Annotated in this window: 8 protein-coding genes and 1 pseudogene; 6 read left to right on the plus strand and 3 right to left on the minus strand. The window is 51.8% G+C overall.

Going from position 1 to position 7,072, the window contains the following annotated elements; genetic code table 11:
• Positions 1-34 precede the first annotated feature (34 nt).
• Genes A9587_RS25760 through A9587_RS25770 form a run of 3 tightly spaced genes read right to left on the minus strand, consistent with a single transcriptional unit; the run spans position 35 to position 970 of the window.
• Positions 35-451, minus strand: coding sequence for a transposase (locus A9587_RS25760; RefSeq protein ID WP_425431315.1), 417 nt, complete (start codon positions 449-451; stop codon positions 35-37).
• Entirely contained in the window at positions 412-528 is a 117-nt protein-coding gene (gene astA, locus A9587_RS25765) for a heat-stable enterotoxin EAST1 (protein ID WP_425431316.1), read from the minus strand. Before astA ends, A9587_RS25760 begins: the two co-directional genes overlap by 40 nt.
• On the minus strand, positions 488-970 hold the full coding sequence (locus A9587_RS25770) for an IS256 family transposase (protein WP_442899312.1): 483 nt from the start codon (positions 968-970) through the stop codon (positions 488-490). The genes astA and A9587_RS25770 overlap by 41 nt, the downstream gene beginning before the upstream one ends.
• A gap of 1,136 nt (positions 971-2,106) precedes the next feature.
• On the opposite strand from A9587_RS25770, the gene A9587_RS23735 reads away from it, so the two are divergent.
• The 6 genes and pseudogenes from A9587_RS23735 to A9587_RS25775 all read left to right on the plus strand — a co-directional run.
• Positions 2,107-2,406: an adhesin biosynthesis transcription regulatory family protein gene (locus tag A9587_RS23735; protein WP_089644981.1), complete on the plus strand. Its 300-nt coding sequence runs from the start codon at positions 2,107-2,109 to the stop codon at positions 2,404-2,406.
• Positions 2,407-2,413: 7 nt separating this feature from the next.
• Complete coding sequence (locus tag A9587_RS23740; RefSeq protein ID WP_097762384.1) at positions 2,414-2,956, plus strand: fimbrial protein; 543 nt, start codon at positions 2,414-2,416, stop codon at positions 2,954-2,956.
• 34 nt (positions 2,957-2,990) lie between these two features.
• Entirely contained in the window at positions 2,991-5,414 is a 2,424-nt protein-coding gene (gene faeD, locus A9587_RS23745; protein WP_105281975.1) for a F4 (K88) fimbrial usher FaeD, read from the plus strand.
• Entirely contained in the window at positions 5,407-6,183 is a 777-nt protein-coding gene (gene faeE, locus A9587_RS23750; RefSeq protein WP_105264042.1) for a F4 (K88) fimbrial chaperone FaeE, read from the plus strand. The genes faeD and faeE overlap by 8 nt, the downstream gene beginning before the upstream one ends.
• Before the next feature lie 34 nt (positions 6,184-6,217).
• Entirely contained in the window at positions 6,218-6,709 is a 492-nt protein-coding gene (gene faeF / locus A9587_RS23755; RefSeq protein WP_097762385.1) for a F4 (K88) fimbria minor subunit FaeF, read from the plus strand.
• A 247-nt stretch (positions 6,710-6,956) separates the two neighbouring features.
• Positions 6,957-7,072, plus strand: a pseudogene (locus A9587_RS25775) (fimbrial protein); the annotation flags it as partial.

A 7,072-nucleotide genomic window follows, 5' to 3' on the forward strand; every position in this document is an offset into this window, starting at 1 on the left:
GAGCCTGTTTAGGATTCTGTGTAAATGCCTTTTCTCAGAAGTGACCGTCCAGGCGGTCACCGAACTCGATAATAAAGCGGCTCATTGCCATTCGCCAGTCCCTTAACGGCATTGTCCATTTCTGTGACGCGGCCTGGATTGCCAGCCACACCACTTTTTTTACTGACTCGTTTGTCGGGAACACTTTACGCTTTTTGATCGCATGGCGGATCACGCTGTTTAGCGACTCGATGGCATTCGTCGTATAGTGCACTTTGCGGATGTCCATCGGATAAGCGGAGAACGTGGCAATATTAGGCCAGTTAGCCTGCCAGCTTCGGCTTATCTGAGGATAGCGACTGTCCCGGGTCGCAGCGAACGCCTTCAGTGCCTGCTGGCCTGCCTCTTCCGTGGGTGCCTGATAAATCGCTTTCAGGTCGCGAGTGACGGCTTTGTATTCCTTCCATGACACGAAGCGCAGGCTGTTGCGCACCATATGCACGATGCATCACTGGATGCGGACCTCCGGATATACCGTGTTGATGGCATCCGGGAAGCCTTTCAGGCCATCCACACAGGCGATGAGGATATCGTTCAGACCGCGGTTTTTCAGTTCAGTCAGCACATTGAGCCAGAATTTCGCCCCTTCATTTTCGGCCAGCCACATACCTGGCAGTTCTTTCTGACCTTCGATATTGATGCCCAGTGCCAGGAACACCGATTTGTTGATGACGCGACTGTCCTGCCGAACTTTCAGGACGATACAGTCAAGATAAACAATGGGGTAAACAGCATCCAGTGGTCGGTTTTGCCATTCTACAACCTGCTCCATCACGGCATCGGTGACCTTTGATATCAGTGCCGGTGAAATATCTGTGTCATACAGCTCTTTGAACGCAGCAGCTATCTCACGGGTGGTCATCCCTTTGGCATACAACGAGAGGAGCTGGTTATCCATCCCGGCAATACGGGGCTGATTTTTCTTTACCAGTTGTGGTTCGAAGGTACCGTCACGATCGCGCGGAGTGGACCGTCGACTGTGATAACGGTCTTTGTGGAGTAACCGTTGCGGGAGTTAGTTTCCGGTCTGGACTGATTTTTCTCATACCCAAGATGGTGTGTCATTTCTGCATTGAGAGCGGCTTCAACGCTGAGCTTTTCAGCAGCCGATCAAACTGACTGAGGTCTTCAGGGGGGTTGAGGTTTTTGGCCAGTTCGTTAGCCAGAGCCTGTAACTGTTTTTTCGTTCATAAATTAACCTTCATTTGATGCTGGATTGAACATATCAAAATCAGGCAATTACACAGATCTATGTACAGGCTCGTCAGCCCCGAAATGTACCGCCAACAATGTGGACTGGCATAATAAAGCAGTCCATGAGATCGTCCGCATCCCCATTACCGTCTTATATCATTGGCGCTGACAATAGCAAAGGTAATATGACGCTGTTCGCTAGCGTGACAGAAATGCTCCCTCCTTCTACTTCTCTAGAACCATCAGGCAATACTTGGTTTGATAATGATTTAGCCAGAAATATGCTTCACTATCTGTGGTTTTGCTATATAAAGATAATATTTCATTGATGTATTTATATAGTATGCAGCCTTTGGTTATTGCATATGGAAATAAATTAATTCTAATGCACTCGCTCGATAACATTTGCGCAACATTTGTCCCGGTAGTTTATCATAATAAGTTTTATGTGTTACCACTTATGTTTATTACACCCATATTTAGTTTCTGTGTTTAATATTTTTTGTTTATTGAAATTCATATTTAATGTGAACTCGTGTGATCTGGTGTGAGTGATTGATAGCTAAAAATATAAAGATACGTAAAAATATCATTTTGTGATCCAATGTTGTTTTTTTTTAGAAAAATGATCTTTTTCTCTGCTTTTTTGTGTGTATTTGGTTTTTTATTTTGTGTTTTTATTGTTCTCTGGTTTTTTATTTTGTGATTTGTGCATTTTTTTAGTGTAAAGATCGCAAAAAGCGTGTTTTTTAGCATAAATCTCCATGTTATTATTGGCATGGTTAAATAAAGTGGTAAGAGGGCGAATATGCATATTCGCAAGCCTTCTTAATAATATTTTATTTTTTTATGTATTGTCGGAATAAACAGGAAATGGAAGATGGTTATTTATATCTGACTAAAGGGCGAGGGGAAGGACTGTCGCCCGGAAAAATGTCAGAGAGCCAGTTCTGGTTATTAGCTGAAATATCTCCGGTTCACAGTGAAAAAGTTATTAATGCACTGAGGGATTTTCTGGTTCTGGGTTATACCCGGAAGGAGGCCTGTGAACGACATGAGGTTTCTCAGGGGTATTTTTCTGGTGCTCTCGGACGTTTTCAACGTACTCATCTGACGGTAAACAGGCTGGTTCCTTTTTATATATCAGAAGCCAGTATTCCATATACGGGATAACAGTTGCATGAAAAATTTATCGCTTTCAGTACTTCTGCTTCTGGCAGGGGGCGGGGTTTCTCACGCCGCTGTTCAGAAAACCGTATTCAGTGCTGACGTGGTGGCCTCAGCCTGTCATGTGGTGGTGGATGCGGACAGCACCGGCAACAGTGGCCGGCTGACATTCGGGACTTACCGCAAGTCCACGGGGGCGTCTGTACCGCCGCGTGACTTCACGGTGCGTCTGTATGAGTCCGGCGCCTCGGTTCAGGGCTGCTCAGCCTTTAAGGCCGGGCAGGTCGCCACCCTGGATTTTGGTAACCCGGGCCAACTGGACGCGGGAGGCGTGGTCACCCGCGGTGCCGGTGATGGTATTCGCGTGGATGTGCGGGCAGTGGATGTTCAGGCTGATTATCGCGGACGTCTGACTCAGGACAGTCATTCGGTGAATTACCCGGTGGAGTTTGCTGCTAAGGGACAGTTCCGTTTTCGTGCGCAGCCAGTGTTTCCGGCTGACGTGAAGGCGGGGGAATACACGGGGGCGCTGACCTTTGTGGTCACGTATCAGTAACAGAGTAAAGATTGTGCGTGCAGAAGTAAAAACAATCACAAAACAGGTTTCGTCCGTATTTTTCCGTCGGGCCACACTTGCGCTTGCCGTATCAGCTGCTTTCGCCAGCGCCACAGGTGTTGCAGGTGAAAAACTGGATATGTCCTTTATCCAGGGTGGTGCCGGGGTTAATCCGGAAGTCTGGGCAGCCCTGAACGGCAGCTATGCGCCGGGGCGTTATCTGGTTGACCTGTCCCTGAACGGGAAGGAGGCCGGGAAACAGATACTGGATGTGACACCACAGGACAGTAATGAACTGTGTCTGACAGAGGCATGGCTGACGAAGGCCGGGATTTACGTCAGTGCGGATTACTTTCGTGAGGGGTATGACGCCACACGACAGTGCTATGTGCTGACAAAAGCCCCGTCAGTGAAGGTGGATTTTGATGTTTCCACCCAGAGTCTGGCGCTGTCCATTCCCCAGAAGGGACTGGTGAAGATGCCGGAGAATGTGGACTGGGATTACGGGACCAGTGCATTTCGCGTGAACTATAACGCGAACGCCAACACCGGCCGTAATAACACCTCGGCCTTTGGCTCAGCGGACCTGAAAGCCAATATCGGGCGCTGGGTGGTGAGTTCTTCAGCCACGGCCAGCGGTGGTGACAGCGGGGATAACTCCACCACGATAAACATGTTTACAGCCACCCGGGCCATCCGCGCACTGAGTGCGGACCTGGCGGTCGGGAAAACATCCACCGGGGACAGTCTGCTGGGCAGTACGGGAACGTACGGCGTGTCGCTGAGCCGGAACAACAGCATGAAGCCGGGCAATCTGGGGTATACCCCGGTGTTCAGCGGCATTGCGAACGGGCCGTCGAGGGTGACGCTGACACAGAACGGGCGGTTGCTGCATTCGGAGATGGTGCCGGCGGGTCCGTTCTCCATCACGGATGTGCCGCTGTACACCAGTGGTGATGTGACCATGAAAATCACCGGTGAAGACGGGCGCGAGCAGGTACAGAACTTCCCGTTGTCGGTGATGGCCGGGCAGTTAAGCCCGGGGCAACACGAGTTCAGTGTGGCAGCCGGTTTGCCTGACGATGACAGTGACCTGAAAGGCGGCGTGTTTGCGGCGTCATACGGTTACGGTCTGGACGGACTGACGCTGCGCACTGGTGGTGTGTTTAACCAGGACTGGCAGGGTATCAGCGCCGGGGCTGTTCTGGGGCTGGGTTACCTGGGGGCGGTGTCTGCTGACGGGGCTTATGCCACGGCAAAATACCGTGACGGCAGCCGTAGCGGAAATAAGGTGCAGTTATCCTGGAGTAAACAACTGGAGATGACGAACACCGGACTGCGGGTGAGCTGGTCACGGCAGAGTGAGGAATATGAGGACATGTCCTCCTTTGACCCGACAGAGTTGTGGTCGCAGTCAAATCATGGTCGCCGGACGAAGGATGAATGGAATGCCGGTGTCAGTCAGCCGGTGGGTGGACTGTTCAGTCTGTCGGTGTCCGGCTGGCAACGGAGCTATTACCCCGCATCCACGACCGGGAGTTACCGGTACAGCGATGACAACGGTAAGGACACGGGGATTAGCGGCACCCTGAGCACACAGATTAAGGGTGTCAGTCTGAACCTGGGCTGGTCCGGTTCACGGAACACCCGGGGGGAAAACAACTGGTCTGCATCGGCGTCAGTGTCGGTACCGTTCACACTGTTTGACCGTCGTTACAGCAGCAGTACCTCGGTGAGTACCAGCAAAGGCGGTGGCACGGGCTTCAGCACTGGCGTGTCCGGCTCGCTGAATGACCGTTTCAGCTATGGCCTGGGCGGTGGGCGTGACAGCGGTGGTAGTGTGAGCAGTTATCTGAACGCGTCGTACAGTGGTGACCGGGCTTATCTGAATGGTGCCCTGAACCACTCGCAGTCCGGCGGAACCAGTGGTTCTGTCTCGGTCAGCGGTTCGGTACTGGCCGTTCCGGCGGCGAAAGACATTATGTTCAGCCGCACGACCGGGGATACCGTGGCCGTGGTGAACGTGAAGGATACACCCGGAGTGAAGGTGACGTCCGGTGACGGACAGACCAACAGTGACGGCAACCTGGTTGTACCGCTGAACAGTTATGACTGGAACACGGTGACGATTGATGCGGGCACATTACCGTTGAACACGGAGCTGACCACCACCAGTCAGAAGGTGGTGCCGACAGACAAGGCAGTGGTGTGGATGCCGTTTGATGCCCTGAAAGTTAAGCGTTACCTGCTGCAGGTGAAGCAGCGTAACGGTGAGTTTGTGTCAGGCGGAACCTGGGCACGTGACAGTAAGAACACGCCGCTGGGCTTTGTGGCCAACAACGGCGTACTGATGATTAACACGGTGGATGCGCCGGGGGATATCACTCTGGGGCGGTGCCGGATACCTGCGGAGAAACTGCAGGATACTGAGAAACTACAGGAGATTACGTGTGAATAAGCGTAGTGCAGTAACGAAGTTTTTCACTAACCGGGTAACAAAAACGCTGGGGATGACCCTGGCGCTGATGATGACCTGTCAGAGTGCGATGGCTTCCCTGGCAGCAGACCAGACCCGCTATATCTTTCGCGGAGACAAGGATGCACTGACCATCACGGTCACCAACAATGACAAGGAACGTACCTTTGGTGGACAGGCCTGGGTGGACAATATCGTGGAGAAGGACACCCGTCCGACCTTTGTGGTGACGCCGTCCTTCTTCAAGGTGAAGCCGAACGGTCAGCAGACACTGCGTATCATCATGGCCTCGGATCATCTGCCGAAGGACAGGGAGTCGGTGTACTGGCTGAACCTGCAGGATATTCCGCCGGCTCTGGAGGGTAGTGGTATTGCGGTGGCGCTGCGCACGAAGCTGAAACTGTTCTATCGCCCGAAGGCACTGCTTGAAGGTCGCAAGGGGGCAGAGGAAGGGCTCAGCCTGCAGAGCCGCCCGGATGGCAGGACTATGCTGGTGAACACCACGCCGTACATTTTTGCGATTGGCAGCCTGCTGGACGGAAACGGGAAGAAAATTGCCACGGATAATGAGACGGCACAGAAGCTGCTGATGTTCATGCCGGGTGATGAAGTACAGGTGAAGGGAAATGTGGTGAAAGTGGACTCCCTGAACGATTACGGTGAATTGCAGATCTGGACCATTAACCAGAAGAAACCAGTTGCACCAGTAGCAGCAAAAACTGAGAAAGCAGATACCGCAGAGCAGAAATAACCGCCCTCCGGAACACGGAACAGAGGGGTAATAAATGAAGAAAACAATGATGGCAGTCGCCCTGGTCCTGAGTGCACTCAGTATTCAGTTTGCACAGGCCGCTGAATACAGTGAGAAAACGCAGTATCTGGGTGTGGTGAATGGTCAGGTGGTGGGTAACAGCGTGGTGAAGGTGACCCGTACACCAACAGACCCGGTGCTGTACCGCTCAGGCAGTAACAGCCCGTTACCTGCCGAGCTGATAATTCGGCATGCAGAAAGCCGCCCGGCCTCCGGCGGACTGGCAAACATCACGGTGAAACAGGCTCTGCCGGATAACGGGGAAGCCCGCATCACCCTGAAGACGGCCCTGATGGTTGACGGAAAGAGAGTGGCACTCAGTGCCAGACAGCAGGGTGAGGATGTGGTGATAACCGTCCCAGAGGCGCATAAGCTGGTTGAGTTAAGAACGGATGCACCGGCAGAGCTGGAGGTACCGGTTAGCTACAGGGGAAACCTGCAGATAGCCCTGCAGGTGGAGGACTGAGGATTTATATCCTTTATCAATGCAATATATCTCTGGCTCCGGAGCGGGTCTGACTGGTAAAGGGACTTACCGTTTTTTAACGGGAATAACGTAAAACTATTCTGAGTTAAACAATGTGTTTAATGAAGTGCGGTTATTTAAATGAATCCGCAGGGGATAGTTTTGCGGTAATTCCGATAAAGGGGTTGCTGATACAGCATAAATTATATTTTTTGTTTTTTTGTAAATCTGAAAGGAATTTCTTTTTATGAAAAAGACTCTGATTGCACTGGCAGTGGCTACTTCTGCCGTTGTGTCTGGTTCAGTATTTGCCTGGACTCCTGGTGATTTTAATGGTTCTTTTGAAATGGGCGGTCAGCTGAC

This window comes from Escherichia sp. MOD1-EC6162, from assembly GCF_002965125.1.
GTDB lineage: Bacteria > Pseudomonadota > Gammaproteobacteria > Enterobacterales > Enterobacteriaceae > Escherichia > Escherichia marmotae.